The organism is Providencia sp. 2024EL-00732, assembly GCF_044006275.1.
Taxonomy (GTDB): Bacteria; Pseudomonadota; Gammaproteobacteria; order Enterobacterales; family Enterobacteriaceae; genus Providencia; species Providencia huashanensis.
Genome location: NZ_JBIPDG010000006.1, coordinates 1 through 18,762 on the forward strand (window position 1 = coordinate 1; position 18,762 = coordinate 18,762).

General features: G+C 39.9%; 18 protein-coding genes. 7 read left to right on the forward strand and 11 right to left on the reverse strand.

Annotated features, from left to right (window positions below; all coding sequences use genetic code 11):
- Positions 1 to 135: 135 nt before the first annotated feature.
- The 8 genes from fdx to trmJ all read right to left on the reverse strand — a co-directional run bounded on the left by fdx (position 136) and on the right by trmJ (position 6,571).
- Positions 136 to 471 carry an ISC system 2Fe-2S type ferredoxin gene (gene fdx, locus ACHB7C_RS11180; RefSeq protein WP_042844637.1) on the reverse strand — a complete coding sequence of 112 codons (336 nt, stop codon included), beginning with the start codon at positions 469 to 471 and terminating at the stop codon, positions 136 to 138.
- A gap of 2 nt (positions 472 to 473) precedes the next feature.
- Positions 474 to 2,324: a Fe-S protein assembly chaperone HscA gene (gene hscA, locus ACHB7C_RS11185; RefSeq protein WP_042844638.1), complete on the reverse strand. Its 1,851-nt coding sequence runs from the start codon at positions 2,322 to 2,324 to the stop codon at positions 474 to 476.
- Positions 2,325 to 2,336: 12 nt separating this feature from the next.
- Positions 2,337 to 2,858, reverse strand: coding sequence for a co-chaperone HscB (gene hscB / locus ACHB7C_RS11190; protein ID WP_048607847.1), 522 nt, complete (start codon positions 2,856 to 2,858; stop codon positions 2,337 to 2,339).
- An 80-nt stretch (positions 2,859 to 2,938) separates the two neighbouring features.
- On the reverse strand, positions 2,939 to 3,262 hold the full coding sequence (iscA, locus tag ACHB7C_RS11195; protein ID WP_004264913.1) for an iron-sulfur cluster assembly protein IscA: 324 nt from the start codon (positions 3,260 to 3,262) through the stop codon (positions 2,939 to 2,941).
- Between the two features lie 211 nt (positions 3,263 to 3,473).
- Positions 3,474 to 3,860 carry a Fe-S cluster assembly scaffold IscU gene (gene iscU, locus ACHB7C_RS11200; RefSeq protein ID WP_004264914.1) on the reverse strand — a complete coding sequence of 129 codons (387 nt, stop codon included), beginning with the start codon at positions 3,858 to 3,860 and terminating at the stop codon, positions 3,474 to 3,476.
- A 25-nt stretch (positions 3,861 to 3,885) separates the two neighbouring features.
- A complete protein-coding gene (locus ACHB7C_RS11205) occupies positions 3,886 to 5,100 on the reverse strand; it encodes an IscS subfamily cysteine desulfurase (RefSeq protein ID WP_042844645.1) in 1,215 nt (404 codons plus the stop codon).
- A gap of 122 nt (positions 5,101 to 5,222) precedes the next feature.
- Positions 5,223 to 5,720 carry a Fe-S cluster assembly transcriptional regulator IscR gene (gene iscR / locus ACHB7C_RS11210; protein WP_004264917.1) on the reverse strand — a complete coding sequence of 166 codons (498 nt, stop codon included), beginning with the start codon at positions 5,718 to 5,720 and terminating at the stop codon, positions 5,223 to 5,225.
- 119 nt (positions 5,721 to 5,839) lie between these two features.
- Positions 5,840 to 6,571, reverse strand: a complete 732-nt coding sequence (gene trmJ, locus ACHB7C_RS11215) for a tRNA (cytosine(32)/uridine(32)-2'-O)-methyltransferase TrmJ (RefSeq protein WP_166685326.1) — start codon at positions 6,569 to 6,571, stop codon at positions 5,840 to 5,842.
- Positions 6,572 to 6,694: 123 nt separating this feature from the next.
- Here trmJ and suhB point away from each other — a divergent pair, with 123 nt between their 5' ends.
- The gene (gene suhB, locus ACHB7C_RS11220) at positions 6,695 to 7,498 is read left to right on the forward strand and encodes an inositol-1-monophosphatase (protein ID WP_042844648.1); all 804 of its coding nucleotides are present in this window, start codon (positions 6,695 to 6,697) and stop codon (positions 7,496 to 7,498) included.
- Positions 7,499 to 7,588: 90 nt separating this feature from the next.
- Here suhB and ACHB7C_RS11225 read toward each other — a convergent pair whose 3' ends face one another.
- Positions 7,589 to 8,605, reverse strand: a complete 1,017-nt coding sequence (locus ACHB7C_RS11225) for a zinc-binding alcohol dehydrogenase family protein (RefSeq protein WP_395347336.1) — start codon at positions 8,603 to 8,605, stop codon at positions 7,589 to 7,591.
- 143 nt (positions 8,606 to 8,748) lie between these two features.
- On the opposite strand from ACHB7C_RS11225, the gene ACHB7C_RS11230 reads away from it, so the two are divergent.
- The 5 genes from ACHB7C_RS11230 to ACHB7C_RS11250 all read left to right on the forward strand — a co-directional run bounded on the left by ACHB7C_RS11230 (position 8,749) and on the right by ACHB7C_RS11250 (position 14,337).
- The gene (locus ACHB7C_RS11230) at positions 8,749 to 9,654 is read left to right on the forward strand and encodes a GntR family transcriptional regulator (RefSeq protein WP_042844651.1); all 906 of its coding nucleotides are present in this window, start codon (positions 8,749 to 8,751) and stop codon (positions 9,652 to 9,654) included.
- Positions 9,655 to 10,022: 368 nt separating this feature from the next.
- Complete coding sequence (locus tag ACHB7C_RS11235) at positions 10,023 to 11,477, forward strand: tagaturonate reductase (protein ID WP_048607853.1); 1,455 nt, start codon at positions 10,023 to 10,025, stop codon at positions 11,475 to 11,477.
- Positions 11,478 to 11,508: 31 nt separating this feature from the next.
- Positions 11,509 to 12,513, forward strand: a complete 1,005-nt coding sequence (locus tag ACHB7C_RS11240; protein WP_071548209.1) for a C4-dicarboxylate TRAP transporter substrate-binding protein — start codon at positions 11,509 to 11,511, stop codon at positions 12,511 to 12,513.
- A 76-nt stretch (positions 12,514 to 12,589) separates the two neighbouring features.
- Positions 12,590 to 13,069 carry a TRAP transporter small permease gene (locus tag ACHB7C_RS11245; protein WP_048607855.1) on the forward strand — a complete coding sequence of 160 codons (480 nt, stop codon included), beginning with the start codon at positions 12,590 to 12,592 and terminating at the stop codon, positions 13,067 to 13,069.
- Positions 13,060 to 14,337, forward strand: coding sequence for a TRAP transporter large permease (locus tag ACHB7C_RS11250; RefSeq protein ID WP_042844653.1), 1,278 nt, complete (start codon positions 13,060 to 13,062; stop codon positions 14,335 to 14,337). The genes ACHB7C_RS11245 and ACHB7C_RS11250 overlap by 10 nt, the downstream gene beginning before the upstream one ends.
- A gap of 153 nt (positions 14,338 to 14,490) precedes the next feature.
- Here ACHB7C_RS11250 and ACHB7C_RS11255 read toward each other — a convergent pair whose 3' ends face one another.
- Complete coding sequence (locus ACHB7C_RS11255; protein WP_042844654.1) at positions 14,491 to 15,642, reverse strand: 3-phenylpropionate MFS transporter; 1,152 nt, start codon at positions 15,640 to 15,642, stop codon at positions 14,491 to 14,493.
- Positions 15,643 to 15,723: 81 nt separating this feature from the next.
- Positions 15,724 to 16,977: a serine hydroxymethyltransferase gene (gene glyA / locus ACHB7C_RS11260; RefSeq protein ID WP_210815227.1), complete on the reverse strand. Its 1,254-nt coding sequence runs from the start codon at positions 16,975 to 16,977 to the stop codon at positions 15,724 to 15,726.
- Between the two features lie 463 nt (positions 16,978 to 17,440).
- On the opposite strand from glyA, the gene hmpA reads away from it, so the two are divergent.
- The gene (gene hmpA / locus ACHB7C_RS11265) at positions 17,441 to 18,640 is read left to right on the forward strand and encodes an NO-inducible flavohemoprotein (RefSeq protein WP_042844659.1); all 1,200 of its coding nucleotides are present in this window, start codon (positions 17,441 to 17,443) and stop codon (positions 18,638 to 18,640) included.
- Positions 18,641 to 18,762 lie beyond the last annotated feature (122 nt).

An 18,762-nucleotide genomic window follows, 5' to 3' on the forward strand; every position in this document is an offset into this window, starting at 1 on the left:
CAAATAGTTCAATGCTCTAAATAGTTCGCGTTGTCGCTAGGCGGCAATTGAAAGTATCTCGGGGAGCATACACAAGTATGTGACCCGAATACTTGAAAGAAGCCAACACCGCGACAGCGCGAAATATGACGAGCATTAGTGTTCACGGGCGTGGTTGATCGTATATTTTGGAATCTCGACCACTAAATCTTCATCAGTCACCAACGCCTGACAACTCAGTCGGCTCTCAGGTTCTAAGCCCCATGCTTTATCTAGCATATCGTCTTCTAACTCACTGCTTTCTTCCAATGAATCAAAACCTTCACGAACAATACAATGGCAAGTCGTACAAGCACAGGATTTCTCACAGGCATGTTCGAGTTCGATACCACTGCGTAATGCAACATTTAAAATAGACTCGCCTTCTTGTGCTTCAACAACCGCACCGTCTGGGCATAAATCACTATGAGGTAAAAAAACTATTTTAGGCATAATTATATCTCATCCACAGAATGGCCTGACAGCGCTTGGCGTATAGAGCTATCCATACGACGCGCAGCAAAATCCTGCGATTGCTTATCCAGTTGTTTAATGGCATTTTCAATTACGGCCGGGTCAGTCCCCTCGACCGCTTTAATTAACTCATTGACTGCATTATCAATTTCCGACTCTTCTGTTGGCGTCAGTAAATTGGCATCTTGCGCTAATGCACTCGTTAAACTTTCAAGCACTCTTGCCGCTTCAACTTTTTGCTCCGCTAAGCGGCGCGCATTAAGATCATCTTGCGCGTTTGACATTGAATCTTTAATCATGCTTGAAATTTCATTATCCGTTAACCCATAAGATGGCTTAACTTGAATAGAAGCTTCTACACCCGTGGATTTTTCCATCGCACTGACACTTAATAACCCATCCGCGTCAACTTGGAAAGTTACCCGAATATGTGCGCCCCCCGCAGCCATTGCCGGGATATCACGCAAGGTAAAACGCGCTAATGAACGGCAATCGGCAACCATTTCACGCTCACCTTGTACTACGTGCACGCTCATTGCCGTTTGGCCATCTTTAAATGTAGTAAATTCTTGGGCACGAGCGACTGGGATAGTGGTATTGCGCGGAATCACTTTCTCTACAAGCCCCCCCATGGTTTCTAAACCAAGGGACAGGGGAATAACATCTAGCAATAACATATCACTGTCAGGCTTATTCCCAACTAGAATATCGGCTTGGATAGCCGCGCCAATGGCCACAACCTTGTCAGGGTCGATTGAGGTCAGTGGTTCTTTTCCAAAAAAATCACCCACTTTCTGGCGAACTAATGGCACACGCGTTGAGCCCCCAACCATCACCACATTCAACACTTCTTCTGCCTCAACTCCCGCATCTTTCAATGCTCGACGGCAGGCTAACAATGTCCGTTTAACATGATTTTCAATCAATGCATTAAATTGCTCACGGTGAATTTCACCATGCCAATTAGCAACATCAATGGTCGCAGTATTTGCATCACTCAACGCAATTTTTGTTTTGGTCGCAATATTCAATAATTGACGATTTAAATGATGATCACCTTGCAGTGAAACGCCAGCTTGATTGGCAATCCACTCGGCAAGAAGTTGGTCAAAATCATCACCGCCGAGCGCTGTATCACCACCAGTCGCTAATACTTCAAACACACCACGACTTAAGCGCAAGATAGACACATCAAATGTACCACCGCCGAGGTCATAAACCGCTATTACCCCTTCTTGCCCAGAGTCTAACCCATAAGCAATCGCCGCAGCCGTCGGCTCATTGAGTAAACGTAGCACATGTAAACCAGCAAGACGTGCGGCATCTTTGGTACCTTGACGCTGTGCATCATCGAAATAGGCAGGAACGGTGATCACGACGCCATCCATTTCACCACCAAGAGTTTCTTGTGCGCGTTTAGCGAGTGTTTTTAAAATATCAGCAGAAACTTGGATTGGGTCAACTTGGCCCGCAGCAGTTTGAATAAATGGTAAACCATTTTCACTGGCACTCAATTGATAAGGTAAATCAGGATAGCGTTTTTGAATATCTGCTAATGACCGCCCCATCATACGTTTTACTGAAATAACCGTATTCACCGGGTCCTGCTCAGCTAGTTGTTTAGCTTCCCAACCAACTTGTTTGCTATTTGCTTGATAATTCACAATAGAAGGCAATAAAAAACGCCCTTGGTTGTCAGGTAATGCGGCGGCTTCACCACTTCGTACCGTTGCAATTAAAGAGTGAGTGGTTCCTAGGTCAATCCCCGCTGCTAATTTACGTTGGTGTGGAGCAGCAGTCATTCCCGGTTCACTGATTTGTAATAAAGCCATAGTCGTTTTCTCTTAAAATTCGCCTAGTAACCGTTCTTCGAGTTGCTCAGCCTGTTGCTGTAGCTTATCGAGAAAACGCAATTTACGTACGGTATCAGCGGCTTTTTCCCACTGCATGGCATCCAGTTCGGTTACCATCAACACACTTCTTGTTTGTTGCATTTGCTTGACGTTTTTCATAAACGTGCTCAGTAGTTCAAGTGCATCAGCATTATTTTCGATATTGTCTAATTCTTCACGTAATTCAAGCTGCTCCATCAAAAATGTAGTGTCATGCATGGTATGTTGTTCATTATTAATATCGAAACCATGCAATGAAAGCATATATTCCGCGCGCTTAAGCGGGTGACGAAGGGCTTGATAAGCCGCATTAATCGTTGCAGCCTTTTGAAGTGCTTGCATCTTTTCCTGTTCGGAACAAGTTGCAAAACGGTCAGGATGGTATTGACGCTGTAAATCTTGAAAGCGCTGCGTTAGCTGTTCGCTATCAATAGCGTAAACGGGAGTTAACCCGAAAAGAGTAAAATAATCCATAAGTGCTCAGTTTCTCGAACCGGTAACCAATGCCGCCAGTATTAGCAACATCGGTCGAAAATCATGCTTATATGAAGGAATTATACGTGAAAACTTTCACCGCATCCGCATTCACTGTTGACGTTAGGGTTATTAAATTTAAACCCTTCGTTTAAGCCTTCTTTTACAAAATCCAGCTCGGTACCATCAAGATAAACAATGCTTTTACCATCGACGATAACTTTAACACCTTTGTCTTCAAAAACCGTGTCTTCTTCATTGATTATATCAGCAAACTCAAGGACATAAGCCATTCCTGAACAACCAGAAGTTCTTACACCTAAACGCAAGCCTTCACCTTTCCCTCGGTTTTGTAGGAAAGATTGAATTCGCTGCGCCGCACTTTCTGTAAGAGAAATAGACATTGCAAACCTCACTTTAGAAACAAATAAGGCAGATGCTACCGATTAGTCGCATCCGCCTTCAAATTATTTTATATCCGTCATCATTGAGCTGATGAGTGTTAACTTCCCTCAGCGATATTCACCCCAAATGATTACGGATAATCTGTCAGATATAGGACGATAACTTTTGTTATTTATTAATATTGGTTGCCCTATACACTAACATTTATACCTATTTGCTTTGGCGTTTGCTTTTGTAATCAGCAATAGCAGCTTTAATGGCATCTTCAGCTAGAATTGAGCAGTGAATTTTCACTGGCGGTAATTCTAACTCTTCTGCGATTGCTGTATTTTTGATTGACTCAGCTTCATCCAAGCTTTTGCCTTTCATCCACTCTGTAACCAATGAACTTGAAGCAATAGCTGAACCGCAACCATACGTTTTAAAGCGTGCATCTTCAATAATGCCGTCATCATTTACTTTAATCTGTAATTTCATGACATCACCACATGCAGGTGCACCTACCATACCACTGCCTACGCTTGGGTCGCTGTTGTCAAACGAACCAACGTTGCGTGGATTTTCATAATGATCGATAACTTTTTCACTGTAAGCCATTTTTTATACTCCTGAAACCGTCTGATTAATGGTGAGACCATTCGATGCTGTTAAGATCTACGCCGTCTTTAAACATTTCCCATAAAGGAGACAGCTCGCGTAAGTGGCCAATTGCGCCATGAATCATTTTGATTGCATAGTCAATTTCTTCTTCTGTCGTGAAACGACCTAAAGAGAAACGGATTGAGCTGTGTGCTAGCTCATCATTCATCCCTAAAGCACGTAGTACATAAGAAGGTTCTAGGCTTGCAGATGTACATGCAGAACCTGAAGAAACAGCCAAATCTTTCAAGGACATCATCAGTGATTCACCTTCAACATAGTTGAAGCTGACGTTCAGAATGTGCGGCGCACCGTGTTCTAAATCACCGTTGAGGTAAACTTCTTCGATATCTTTAATGCCATTCCATAAACGTAAGCGTAACCCGCGTAAACGCTCGGACTCAGATGCCATCTCTTCTTTTGCAATACGATACGCTTCGCCCATACCGACAATTTGGTGAACCGCTAATGTACCAGAACGCATACCACGCTCATGACCGCCACCGTGTTGTTGTGCCTCAAGACGCACACGCGGTTTACGACGAACGTATAGTGCACCGATGCCCATTGGGCCATACAGTTTGTGAGCAGAGAATGACATTAAATCGACTTTTAATGCGTTCAAGTCGATAGGTAATTTACCTACACTTTGAGTCGCATCAACGTGGAAGATAATCCCTTTGCTACGGCATAATTCACCGATTGCTTCGATATCCTGAATAACACCAATTTCATTATTAACATGCATAATTGAAATTAAAATTGTGTCTTCACGGATAGCATCTTTGAGATCTTGCATGGCAATTAAACCGTTGCTTTGTGGTGACAAATAAGTCACTTCAAAACCTTCTCGTTCTAATTGACGGCAAGTGTCTAAAACGGCTTTGTGTTCCGTTTTACACGTAATAATGTGATTACCTTTCTTTTTATAGAAATTGGCAGCGCCTTTAATCGCTAAGTTATCAGACTCTGTTGCACCTGATGTAAAGACGATTTCACGTGGGTCAGCACCCACTAATTCAGCTATTTGGTTACGAGCAATATCAACCGCTTCCTCGGCTTGCCAGCCAAAACGGTGAGAACGGGATGCTGGATTACCGAAGTTCCCATCCATTGTTAAACATTGCATCATTTTTTCAGCAACACGTGGATCGACGGGTGTTGTTGCTGAATAGTCAAGATAAATTGGTAATTTCATTGCTCACATACTCCAAAGGTCAATATTGCTTGCCTTTAATTTTTAAAGGTACAAATAGCGGGTGCTAGCTCTTCGTCTAAAACCTCACCAAAATGTACCGACTGCAATTTTTAATATATTTTTTAAGCACGTACATTGATAATAGATTCAGGTGTTATTCCATTTGGCATGGTTTTACGCTGTTCATTATCTTGTCTATCAGCAACAACCATGACTTCTTGGTTTTTAACCAATTCGTCAAGACTAATGCTGCTAAGGAAACTTGTGATTCTATCGCTTAAGTCACGCCACAATGCGTGGGTTAAGCAGCGGTCACCATTTTGGCAACCTTCTTTATTACCTTGACAACGAGTCGCGTCAACAGATTCATCAACCGCAGCAATGACTTCAGCAACAAAAATTTGGTCTGCGTCTCTGCCAAGCAAATAACCACCACCCGGACCGCGGACGCTGGAAACTAGCTCGTTTTTGCGTAAACGAGAGAAAAGTTGCTCAAGATAAGAGAGGGAAATTCCCTGACGTTCAGAGATATCAGCTAAAGGTACTGGACCTGACTGAGAATGTAACGCGACATCTAACATCGCTGTTACCGCGTAACGCCCTTTGGAAGTGAGTCTCATAACATATTACTCCGTGGTAAATTATAGCAAGATTGTGACATTCCTGACTAATTTAGTCAACTATTTACCTGACTATTTTACTCAAGTATTATTCACCTACTTTTACCACGAGTTTAGCCTCACTTTTTCGCCCATTTTTCCATCGACGTTAGGATACCCCTTAAGATATGTAACTCTTGAGTTTCAATGTGCGCACGGGTGAACAAGCGACGTAATTTATTCATAATTAAGCCTGGATGTGCCTTACGAATAAAACCTGACTCATGTAGTACACTCTCAAGATGGACATAAAAACGCTCAACATCTTCTGATGGCGGGTATTCTACCTCATCATCCGGCGATATTATCGCATTTTTTTCATCCATAGCCAGATAAGCCATACGAATTTCATAACTCACCAACTGAACAGCCATCGCTAAATTTAATGACCCATATTCAGGATTGGTGGGAATATATAAGTGATATTGGCATTTTTGTAACTCTTCGTTAGTCAAGCCAACACGTTCACGACCAAAAACAATCGCCACTGGCGACTCTTTTGATTGGTTTACTGATTTTACACCACACTCACGAGGCTCAACCATTGGCCACGACAATGTACGAGAGCGAGCACTAGTACCAATGACTAATTTACACCCTTCTAAGGCTTCATCGAGCGTTTTGACGATCGTGGCATTACCGATAACATCACTTGCCCCTGCGGAAAGTGCGATTGAGTGTGAATCAGGCTCAACAAGAGGATTAACAAGATAAAGATTTGAAAGCCCCATGGTTTTCATTGCACGGGCAGTCGAGCCCATATTACCAGTGTGTGAGGTCTCAACAAGAACAATACGGATATTATCTAACATGGTTTATACGTTTAATGAAAAAATTATCGACACAGTTTAACACAAAATTGCTTATTGTGACGAACATCTATATAATTCGGCTCTCTTGTTTTTCGTTCTTTAACATTCCAGTGGAAAAAGCCCATGCATCCGATGCTTAACATCGCCATACGTGCCGCACGTAAGGCCGGTAATCACATAGCTAAAAACTATGAAATGCCTAGTAATATCAAAGTGACTCAAAAAGGCGCTAACGATTTTGTCACTAACGTTGATCAAGAATCTGAGCAGTTGATTATTGAAATCATCCGTAAGTCATATCCTGATCATACTATTATCACTGAAGAAAGCGGTGAGTTATTAGGTAAAGATAACGATATTCAATGGGTAATCGATCCACTGGATGGCACGACTAACTTCACAAAACGCCTTCCCCATTTTTCTGTTTCTATCGCTGTGCGCGTTAAAGGCCGTACTGAGGTTGCCGTTGTTTATGACCCAATGCGTAATGAACTGTTCAGCGCAGTTCGTGGTCAAGGCGCGCAACTTAATGGTTACCGCATTCGTATCGATGAAAAACGTGGCCTTGACGGAGCTATTGTCGCAACTGGCTTCCCTTTCAAACAAAAGCAACATGCTCCTGCCTATATGAAAATTATGACGGCTATGTTTGATAAATGTGCTGATTTTCGCCGCACAGGCTCCGCAGCGTTAGATTTATGCTATGTCGCATCAGGCCGTGTTGATGCATTCTTCGAAATTGGTTTAAAACCTTGGGATTTCTTAGGTGGCAAGCTGATCATGCGTGAAGCAGGCGGTATTGTGACTGATTTTGTCGGTGGCCATAACTATTTAGCTTCAGGTAACTTGGTTGCTGGTAGCCCACGAGTGGTTAAAGATATATTATCCGTTATGAAAGACGAATTATCAGAAGCCCTTAAACGCTAATTACCCCCCGTTTGAAAAAAGCCCACAACAAGTTACAGTTCAAGCTGTCTTAAGTGGGCATTTTTTTGCATGTAATTTAACGAATGTGACTTAAAATAAAATAACCCCTTTAATTAACTCACAATTATTAATAACATCTTTCTCATAGCGCTCACCAATGGTATTAAAATCAAATTGATGAGTTAACATCATCTCACTTGTTAGCTTACCTTCCGACATCAACTTCGCTACTTTATTGAAATCTTCAAGCGTTGCATTACGGCTTCCCATCATTGTGGTTTCTTTCTTATGAAAATCGGGATCTGAAAAAGATAAATTGCCTTTAAACAAGCCAACAAATACCACTATCCCACCGTGGCGAATTAAATTAACGGCGCTATTCATCGCATGCGGGTTCCCCGTCGCATCAATGACTTTTTCCGCTAACTGCCCTTGGAAATTTTCTTCAATGACAGATAAATACATTTCATCCGCTGGGTCACAGGTTGTGACTCCCAGCACCTTTTCTACGTGCTGGCGCCTTGCTGCACTGGTATCTGCAACTAACACGTTAGCACCATCTGCTTTAGCAATAGCAGCAACACCTAAACCAATTGGCCCTGCGCCCACGACCAAAACCGTATCTTGAGATTTCACTTGCGCACGCCTTACCGCGTGAGCACTAATAGAAAATGGCTCAATTAACGCCCCATCAATATCACTAACAGTACCGGCGATTGCCAATACATTATTCTCTGGGACATTTAAATACTCACAAAACCCCCCATCTTCATGTACACCTATAACTGAGATTTTTTCGCAGCAATTCGTTTTACCACTTTTACAAGCTCCACATTCGTAGCAAGCAACATAAGGCATTACCGCAACACGTTGCCCTACTTTCCACTGAGTTACATCAGAAGCGACTTCACAAATGGTCCCCGAAATCTCATGCCCTAATACGCGAGGATATTGGAAAAAAGGTTGATTTCCTCCCCATGCATGAATATCTGTGCCACAAATTCCAATAGCATGGATTTTAATTTTTACCTGACCGGCTTTGACCACTGGCTCTTCAACTTGCTGATAGACTAGCTTTTTAGGTTCCTGACAAATCAATTGCTTCATATCATCCTCCATCAATTTATCTGTCTTTTTTAATTTAAAAAACATAATCTAGATATTAAACAAGCAGGTTTTGTGATTAAATGTTTTAAAATCGGTTTTAAATCGGTTTTTTAAGAATAAAAATCAATTAGAGGGACCTCAAAATGGTGAGAAGTAAAAATTTGCGCTACGCTTCTATTAATGAATTTTTAGATGCTATTCATAAAAATTTGTTAACTTCGCCTTTTCCTTCTCAATCTTCCTTAGCGGAAATGTTTAATATCAGTCGTACAACTGTCAGGCACACGATTGAATATTTACTAGAGAAAAAAATTGTTGAAAAACAAGGTAATGAATATCACGTTATTCGATACCCAAACAAAACTGATTTCTTCCCAGTTGAATCAAGCCTGCCAGATCAGCAAATTGTGTTATTCGAAAAAGCGTTTTACCAAATGATTAAACGCAAAGAACTGATGCCTGGGGATACTTTTACAGAGTTACAACTCGCCAAGAAAAGCCATGTTAACTCCAGTGTGGTTAGGGAATTTTTGGTTGAATTTTCTCGATATGGGTTAATTAAAAATACCCATAGAGGCAACTGGCACATGATGAAATTTTCTCGCGAATATGCAGAGAAACTCTTTGAATTTAGGGAGTTGCTTGAAACAAATGCACTTACGCATTTTTTAAATTTACCCGCGGATGACCACCGTTGGATTTTAGCCAAAGAATTATTACTTAAACATAGGGCATTGCGCGAAACAGTCACGATTAATTATCGTGATTTTTCCCAGTTAGACTATGAATTACATAGCCTTATTTTATCGGGAGCCAACAATCCCTTTTTTAACCAATCACTTGAAATTATTACTGTTATATTCCACTTCCAATACCAGTGGGATGAGTCAGACTTAAAAGAAAGAAACGTCCTTGCTATCGAAGAACACATGACTATTTTAAGTGCTTTAATTAGCCGTAATGATATTGTCGCGATGAATGAACTTCGTCACCATTTAGATACTGCTAAACGGACTATGATCAATTCGATACAACAGACATATGAATAACCCTATTCAATCCAAGCGCTTGATTAAAAACTAATTGAGCGCCCTATGACTTACTATTATTATTCCCTCCTCCACGTTTAACCTGAATTTTTCACTAAAAAAACAATAGAATCATAAAAAACCAATCATCCTCACTTACCCAAAAAATAATATACTTCTTAATTATCATATAATTATATAAAAAATAATAATAATCACTATTTTAACAAAGATAAAAACCATGTTTTTAATTGATAAAAAACACATTAAAAACACCAAAAAGCCATTGACCCCACAAAATTGATGCAATTAATAGTCCGTAAAAAAAAATACTTCTAGTCTGAACCCACACCAGATGAATAATACACATAATAACTCGAGGAATAGTCATGGATAATTACCTGAATCGGCAATCAATGGCTAATAAGCAGTACCCAGAAAAAATTCTTCAGTTTGGGGAAGGTAACTTTTTACGGGCATTTATTGACTGGATGGTTGATCAACTGAATGAAAAAACAGACTTTAATAGCGGCATAACAATTGTCAGGCCGATTGATTCAACACACCCGTCAATCAATGAGCAAGATGGTTTATATACCGCCATCACCAGGGGAATCAACGAACAACAACAAAGTGTTTCAAATGTCAGGATCATCAATTCCGTTAATCGCGAAATTCTTATTTATTCTGAATATGATAAATTTTTAAGTTGTGCGGAAAACCCAGACTTACAGTGGGTTTTTTCCAATACGACCGAAGCGGGTATTGTTTATAAACAAGATGTTTGCTTGGACGATAGGCCTGCAAGTAGTTTTCCTGCAAAATTGACTCAATTTCTTTTCCACCGTTATCAGCATTTCAATGGTGATAAAAGCAAAGGATTGATAATCATCCCTTGTGAATTAATCGATTATAATGGTGAAAAATTAAAAGAATTTATCAATAAACACGCAGAGGACTGGAATCTACCTAATGATTTCATCATGTGGCTGAATAACCACAATACCTTTTGCTCTACGTTAGTTGATAGAATAGTGACAGGTTATCCTAAAAATGAAATCGGTAAATTAGAAAAAGAGTTAGGTTATAAAGATAAGTTTTTAGTTACCGCTGAATATTTTTATCTATTTGTTATTCAAGGACCAAAAGAATTAGAGAAAAAACTGAAATTAAATGAATTGCCATTAAACATAAAGATTGTCGATGACATTAAACCTTACAAAGAGCGTAAAGTCGCTATCTTGAATGGCGCACATACCTCAATGGTACCTGTCGCTTATTTAGCAGGAATTAAAACTGTACGTGAGGCCACATCTAACCCCATTTTATTATCCTTCACTAAGGATTTAATCGGTAACGAAGTGATCCCTGTGTTATCTCAAGACCCTACGGAGTTAAATGCTTTCGCATCCGCAGTTATCGACCGTTTTAACAACCCATTTATAGAGCATGAATTACTCTCTATCGCTCTTAATTCATTAACCAAGTTTAAAACTCGGCTATTACCTCAATTAATCTCTTATTCTAACCAATACAATCAAATCCCTTATTGCATTGCATTCTCACTCGCGGCATTGATTGTTTTTTATCGCGGGCAGTTTAATCAATTATCAATCCCATTGAATGATGATGATTATTTGCTCAAACGTTTTAAAGAATGGGATAGCCTCTATGATTCGGATACAAGGCAGTTAACCCAGAATGTCTTAGCAATGTCTGATTTATGGGGCTTAAATCTCAATGAAATTCCACAATTACAGGAAGATGTTTGCCAAAAAATAAATGCTATTCTGCATAATGGCACTGAATCCACTTTACGTGAAAGATATAAAAAAACTATTTAAAACAATAAATCCCCCTACAGGAGATACTTTTATGAAACTGAGCACATTGAACGGGAAGAAAATTCTTAGCTTAACACTCAGCACTATGATTTTAATGGGCAGTATGGCTGGTTCAGCTTTTGCTGATGCTAAATATAAATTAAAAGTTGCCTACGAAAATAATCCAGGCGAACCTTTTGACTTAGCAATCCATGAATGGGCAAAAAAATTCAATGAAAAAACAAATGGTGAAGGTGAATTAATCCCTTACCCAAGTTCACAATTAGGTTCTAAGAAAGATGTCATAGAACAAATGAAATTAGGTAGCCCATTAATTACTCTCGCTGATGGCGCTTTCTTCTCTGACTATGTCCCTGACTACGGCATTATGTTTGGTCCTTATTTAGGCCTTTCCTATCAGGATATTTTTAAATTAAATGCTTCACCTTGGTATGGCAATTTAGAACAGCAGTTGGATAAAAAAGGCCTGCATGTTGTATCTAAAGATTGGTTATATGGGTCACGTCATATTCTCGCGAATAAAATGATAAAAACGCCGGATGACTTAAAAGGTTTAAAAATCCGTGTACCAAATAATAAGATCCAAATTAAAGGCTTAGAAGCGATGGGAGCAACTCCAACACCATTACCTTTAGCTGAAGTTTATACCGCACTTAACCTTAAAATTATTGACGGTGCAGAAAACCCAATTCCTGTTTTATATGGCCAAAAACACCATGAAGCAGCGAAATTTCTTATCCTAACGGGCCATGTAGAAAACGTCACTAACTTAGTCATGGGAAGCAAAACCTACAGTAAATTACCTGAAAATATTCAACAAGCTTTGGTTGAATCAGGAAATGAAGCAGGCCAATATTTAACTGAATTAGTTCTAAAAGAAGAAAAAGAAATTATTGAAAAAATGAAGAATGAAGGGGTTACCGTCGTTGAAGTTGACCGTGAGCTTTTCAAAGAAAAATCTAAGCCATTCTATAATGAATTCCCAGAGTGGTCTGCAAATTTATACCAGCAAACACAAGATATTATTAATAATTAACCATCATGATTGGCGGTATATTCCGCCAGTCTTTTCACAATAATAAGGTTAGCTATTATTCTTGCAAGGATCTTCTATGTTTAAATTTCTGGGGAAATTAAGTGATATTGTATCATCACTCGCCGTCGCAGCGATTGTGATGATCACTATTCTTGCTGTGTTCATGCGTTGGCTTCTTAATGACCCTTTAATGTGGAGTGAAGAAGTTTTAATTATTTGCTACATCTGGCTTGTCATGATCGGTGCCGCTTCGGCCGCAGGTAAAAGAATGCATGTCAGTATTGATGCCATCACCTCTTTATTTCCTGAAAAAATACAGTTAGTTATCGCAGTATTCACTCATATTATGGCTATCATTGCTTTATCAATTTTCGGTTACCTTGGATACGAACTGTCTATTATTGCAGAAGATAAGATAACCCCAATTATTGGTGTTTCTTATTATTACATCGACCTCTCTGTTCCTATTGGTGCATCCATCATGGTGTTATTTTCAATTCAACATTTGTTGGAAGATATGAGCAAATTAATTAAAGGGGATAAACCATGTCAGTAGTTATCGCCTGTATTGTATTAATTTTCTGTTTTTTAATTAACGTCCCTATATTCTTAAGTGTATTAATCGCTTTACTCACTTATTTCTTTTCTGTTGGTGATATTTCTCCATTAATCGCCGTACAGAGAATTATTGGTGCAGGGGAAAACGTAACCTTACTAGCTATTCCTTTTTTTATTTTATTAGGAAATTTATTAAATTACACTGGAATAACCAGTCGAATGCTAAAATTCACTGGCACTTTATCCGGCCACTACCCTGGAGGTCTTGCTCAATCAAACGTATTGTTAAGCACCATGATGGGTGGGCTATCAGCATCTAACCTTGCAGACTGTGCAATGCTGTCTAAAATGCTAGTGCCTGAAATGACGAAATTAGGCTATGGAAGGAGTTTTTCTGCTGCTGTGACAGCAGCTGGTTCACTCATAACCCCAATTATTCCCCCTGGGATAGCCCTTATTATTTATGGGTTTGTTGCTGACGTTTCCATTGGCAAAATGTTTATGGCTGCAATTATTCCTGGCCTTATGTGCTGCCTTGCCTTAATGGTTACTATTTATTTGATTGCCAAGAGACGTGGCTATAAACCAGCAAGAGAAAAAGGACCGACTTGGTCAGAGGTATACCAAACCGGTAAAGGCGCAATGTCAGCTTTCTTGTTGGTTCTTGTGATCATTGGTGGAATTAGGTTTGGTATTTTTACCCCAACAGAAGCTGGTGCAATTGCTGTACTTTATGTCATCGTTATTGGTACCTTCTTTTATCGCGAAATGAAGTTAAAAGATATCGCCGCTTCGTTTCTCGAAACAGCTCGTTCAACCGCGAGTATTATGCTAATCATCATGACATGTTCCGCATTAGCATGGGTATTGACGAATGAGCAAGTGGCACAAGATGTCGCGCGAATGATGACCAATTTTTCTGACAATCCTTATGTATTTTTAATGATAGTCAATGCGGTTCTGTTAATTCTAGGCATGTTCATTGAAGGTAATGCCGCGATTATTGTGCTCGTTCCTCTATTAATGCCAACGGTCAAATTACTCGGTATCGACCCAATCCACTTTGGTATTGTGATGATATTGAATTTGGCTATTGGTTGTTTAACGCCACCAATGGGAACAGTGATGTTTGTCGCGACGTCTATCACAGGTGTGCGTATTGCTGACTTTATTCGTGAAGTATTACCGTTATTCTTCGCATTAATTGTTGTTTTATTACTAGTGACATTTATGCCTGTATTTACAACATTCTTACCAAGCTTATAAAAATAATACTAACTTTAGATGGCAAGTAGCTCAGAAAGCTACTTGCCCATTTTAATTAAGTGTTTTTATTTAAATTAATATAAATGAAATGCAGCAAGAATACGCATATTCACTTCACTACTTGACAACAGACTCCCTCGTAACTATTCACCATTACGGCTGAGCAACAATTTTGGGTCGAATAAATATGGCAGGAATAGCAAGAAGAGCCATTAAATAGAAAACCACACCATGATGGGCTGGAACGCGCTCATAAATATAACCAACAATAATTGTAAGCACAGCTAACCCACCACCGGTGGCTAGGGCAGAATACACCCCTTGTAACGGAATGATTTCATTTTCTTTACGCGCACTAATAAAACGCATCGCGGCTAAATGGCAAACCGTAAAGGTACCACTGTGCAGTATTTGTATAATGATTAATACTGGTAAACTGGTAAATGCCCCCATTAAGCCCCAGCGAATCACCCCACAAAATGCAGATAAGAGTAATAGATTACGAGCACTCCAACGCCTAAATAAACGGTGGCTCAACATAAAAACTATCACTTCTGCGACAACACCCAGTGACCACAAATTACCTATTACTAAATCTGAATAGCCCGCTTCTTTCCAAAATAGGGACGCAAACCCATAATAAGCTGCATGTGCACCTTGCAGCAGCGTTACGCAAACTAAAAACTTCACGATGTTCTTATCTGCAATTAATTGCTTAAAGGAAAGCTTATCATCGCCCTCTACTTTGGCAGCTCCAGTCGGCATGATAGCGGGTTTTAACATTGACCCTAGCAATAATGCTAAGCAACTTATAATCAAAGCAACCATAATGGACTGATGACCCCAGACTCCCGCCAAATAGCCCATTAAAGATGAGCCGATAATAAATGCGATAGAGCCCCAAACACGGATTTTGCCATAATCGAATGAAAATTGTTTTTGCCAAGTGCCAGCCAACGAATCCCCTAATGGAACCATTGGTGCAAAAAACAAGTTAAACCCTATCATCACAAATAATAACCATGCCCAATGGGAACCAAAAGCAAAACCAACAGAGAAAATTAATGAGAGACCTGCTAGCAGTCGTAGTGCCATGATGAGTTTTGAGGGCTCTTTAACGGAAGGAGTAATAAACATTGCACCTAGGAAACGAGCTGTTAGCCCGACACCGAGTAAAACCCCTATCATTTCTGCATCAATACCCTCGCCCTGTAGCCACACAGACCAAAATGGTAAAAAAATACTATACGCAAAAAAATAGGTAAAATAGTCAATAGCTAACCAACGTGTTGATGGAATGACCATCACCCCTCCCTTTTTTCAATGCAAAAAACCCGCTCATACAAACATGTAGAAGCGGGTTTAGGTAATTAAATATTGTTTATATTATGCGTAAACTGGGTATTTTTTGCAGATTGTTAATACTTTTTGTTTCACGCTTTCAATGGTCGCTTCGTCATTGAGGTTGTCTAGAATATCACACATCCAGCCAGCTAGCTCACCTGCTTCCGCTTCTTTAAAACCACGACGTGTAATTGCTGGAGAACCAATACGTACACCAGACGTTACGAATGGGCTTTTCGGGTCGTTTGGTACGCTGTTTTTGTTAACAGTGATATTAGCGCGGCCAAGAGCTGCATCAGCATCTTTACCAGTAATACCTTTATCAACTAAATCAACTAAGAATAAGTGGTTTTCAGTTCCACCAGACACAACTTTATAGCCACGTTTTTGGAAAATGTCGACCATGGCTTTCGCATTTTTCGCCACTTGCTGCTGGTAAACTTTGAACTCTGGCTCCATAGCTTCTTTCAACGCAACCGCTTTACCTGCAATCACATGCATTAAAGGGCCACCTTGAGAACCTGGGAATACCGCAGAGTTGATTTTTTTGTACATCTCTTCGTCGCCACCTTTAGCAAGGATCAAACCACCGCGAGGGCCTGCTAAAGTTTTATGGGTCGTTGTTGTGACAACATGAGCGTGAGGAACTGGGTTTGGATAAACACCAGCTGCAATAAGACCTGCAACGTGAGCCATATCAACAAACAGATAAGCACCAATGCTATCTGCAATTTCACGCATTTTAGCCCAATCAACCACACCTGAATATGCAGAGAAACCGCCGATAATCATTTTAGGTTGATGTTTTACTGCTTGTGCTTTGATATCGTCGTAGTCAATTTTACCGCTCTCATCAATACCATAAGGAACGATATTATATAACTTACCCGAGAAATTAACTGGCGAACCATGCGTCAAATGCCCACCGTGTGCAAGGTTCATACCTAACACTGTATCGCCCGGTTGTAATAAAGCCATGTAAACAGCAGCGTTTGCTTGTGAACCAGAATGCGGCTGTACGTTTGCGTAATCAGCACCAAATAATTCTTTTGCACGGTCAATCGCTAATTGCTCAACGACGTCAACGTACTCACAACCGCCGTAATAGCGTTTACCTGGGTAGCCTTCTGCATATTTATTGGTTAGCTGAGAACCTTGAGCCTGCATGACTCGTGGACTGGTATAGTTTTCAGAAGCAATTAATTCAATGTGTTCTTCTTGACGTTGTACTTCTTGCTCCATTGCTTCCCATAGTTTTGGATCATAGTCTGCAATATTCATTTCACGCTTTAACATTCGCTTCTCCTGCCTCAGCAATTCAATAGGTTGAAAATCGATTCATCGCAATAACACACAGTGTAAACTCTTTTTCTCTGTTGAGATAGCCCTAAAGAAAAAATATACGCAAACGATTGCATTAATTTTTTTCACTTCATTTGCTTCTTAAGGCTTCACTATAAAATAGCCCAAATTTTATTTTTTGACGCAGAGATCGCTGAATTTGCAAGCCCCTTCTCATTATGTGTTTATTTCAGTCATATTTTCCACGTTTGAGTATTTACTTGTTACCTTAAATATTATAAGTTGTATTTAAAATACATGTTTATAAATAAACTTTGTGTCTCTCAAATAAAAGTACGTTTATTACGGTGAAATAACGCTATCTAAATGAAAATATGCAATATATTTTCAAGTAGCTGAAAAATACATCATCGCGATGAACACTAAGGGAACATGAAAATAATTCAGGAGCACCTGTATGTTAGATAGCCAAACCATTGCCATTGTTAAATCAACTATCCCTGCCATTGCTGAGACAGGCCCCAAACTTACCGCCCATTTTTATGACAGAATGTTTAAACAACATCCTGAACTAAAAGATATTTTCAATATGACTCACCAAATGAATGGTGACCAACGCGAAGCCCTATTCAATGCTATTTGCGCTTATGCCGTCCATATTGAAACACCTGAAGCACTGGTTTCTGCCGTGGAAAAAATCGCACAAAAACACGTGAGTTTAAATATCAAACCGGAGCACTACCCAATTGTTGGGGAAAACTTACTGGCAGCTATCGATGAATTACTTAACCCAGGTCAAGAAGTGCTTGATGCATGGGGAAGAGCTTATGGTGTATTAGCGGATATTTTCATTGGTCGTGAAGCCGCAATTTACCAAGAAAACTCAGATAAAACGGGGGGATGGGAAGGCCTACGGGAATTTAAACTAAAACAAAAACAGCCACAAAGTGATGTCATCACCAGTTTTGAATTTGTCCCTGTCGATGGAAAACCCGTCGCAAATTACCGCGCAGGGCAATATATTACAATCTATGTAAATAGTGATGATTTTGAAAACCAAGAAATTCGCCAATATTCATTAACTACTGCACCTAATGGTCATAGCTATCGTATCGCCGTAAAACGCGAAGACCAAGGCGCTGTTTCTAATTTCTTACACCAGCAATTAAATGAAGGTGATAGCGTATTATTGGCCCCTCCTTGTGGTGATTTCTTTATCGATGTTGATAACCAAACCCCTGTCACGTTGATTTCTGCGGGTGTAGGCTTAACCCCGATGTTGAGTATGCTTAACCACCTCACAGAACAAGGGCACGATGCACAAGTCAATTGGTTACATGCGGCTGAAAATGGGGCTGTTCATGCTTTTAGCCATGAAATACAACAACTGATGGCAAAACAAAAAGCGGGGCAATCTGCCATTTGGTTTAATCAACCTCGTACAACTGATCGGGCTGGCTTTGATTATCAATTCCAAGGTTTAATGGACTTAGAGCAAGTTCGTGAATGGATTGAGCAACCAAACATGCAGTTTTACTTCTGCGGCCCAGTCGGTTTTATGCAACATGTTGGTAAACAGTTAGTTTCAATGGGGGTTGATGCCAATGCTATTCACTATGAATGTTTTGGCCCACATAAGGTTCTGCCACTCAACTAATTGATAAAAAAATGCTCTTCTCGTGAGAAGAGCATTTCTTGAGATGCATTAACGCATTAAAATTGCTTTAATCACGTTTTAAAGCTCAAGCGGCTTAGTTTTCTCGCAATTTAGCGGTAACG

Coding starts and splice junctions, on each gene's coding strand:
- fdx (WP_042844637.1), bottom strand. CDS start 471: ATGCCTAAAATAGTTTTTTTACCTCATAGTGATTTATGCCCAGACGGT.
- hscA (WP_042844638.1), bottom strand. CDS start 2,324: ATGGCTTTATTACAAATCAGTGAACCGGGAATGACTGCTGCTCCACAC.
- hscB (WP_048607847.1), bottom strand. CDS start 2,858: ATGGATTATTTTACTCTTTTCGGGTTAACTCCCGTTTACGCTATTGAT.
- iscA (WP_004264913.1), bottom strand. CDS start 3,262: ATGTCTATTTCTCTTACAGAAAGTGCGGCGCAGCGAATTCAATCTTTC.
- iscU (WP_004264914.1), bottom strand. CDS start 3,860: ATGGCTTACAGTGAAAAAGTTATCGATCATTATGAAAATCCACGCAAC.
- ACHB7C_RS11205 (WP_042844645.1), bottom strand. CDS start 5,100: ATGAAATTACCAATTTATCTTGACTATTCAGCAACAACACCCGTCGAT.
- iscR (WP_004264917.1), bottom strand. CDS start 5,720: ATGAGACTCACTTCCAAAGGGCGTTACGCGGTAACAGCGATGTTAGAT.
- trmJ (WP_166685326.1), bottom strand. CDS start 6,571: ATGTTAGATAATATCCGTATTGTTCTTGTTGAGACCTCACACACTGGT.
- suhB (WP_042844648.1), top strand. CDS start 6,695: ATGCATCCGATGCTTAACATCGCCATACGTGCCGCACGTAAGGCCGGT.
- ACHB7C_RS11225 (WP_395347336.1), bottom strand. CDS start 8,605: ATGAAGCAATTGATTTGTCAGGAACCTAAAAAGCTAGTCTATCAGCAA.
- ACHB7C_RS11230 (WP_042844651.1), top strand. CDS start 8,749: ATGGTGAGAAGTAAAAATTTGCGCTACGCTTCTATTAATGAATTTTTA.
- ACHB7C_RS11235 (WP_048607853.1), top strand. CDS start 10,023: ATGGATAATTACCTGAATCGGCAATCAATGGCTAATAAGCAGTACCCA.
- ACHB7C_RS11240 (WP_071548209.1), top strand. CDS start 11,509: ATGAAACTGAGCACATTGAACGGGAAGAAAATTCTTAGCTTAACACTC.
- ACHB7C_RS11245 (WP_048607855.1), top strand. CDS start 12,590: ATGTTTAAATTTCTGGGGAAATTAAGTGATATTGTATCATCACTCGCC.
- ACHB7C_RS11250 (WP_042844653.1), top strand. CDS start 13,060: ATGTCAGTAGTTATCGCCTGTATTGTATTAATTTTCTGTTTTTTAATT.
- ACHB7C_RS11255 (WP_042844654.1), bottom strand. CDS start 15,642: ATGGTCATTCCATCAACACGTTGGTTAGCTATTGACTATTTTACCTAT.
- glyA (WP_210815227.1), bottom strand. CDS start 16,977: ATGTTAAAGCGTGAAATGAATATTGCAGACTATGATCCAAAACTATGG.
- hmpA (WP_042844659.1), top strand. CDS start 17,441: ATGTTAGATAGCCAAACCATTGCCATTGTTAAATCAACTATCCCTGCC.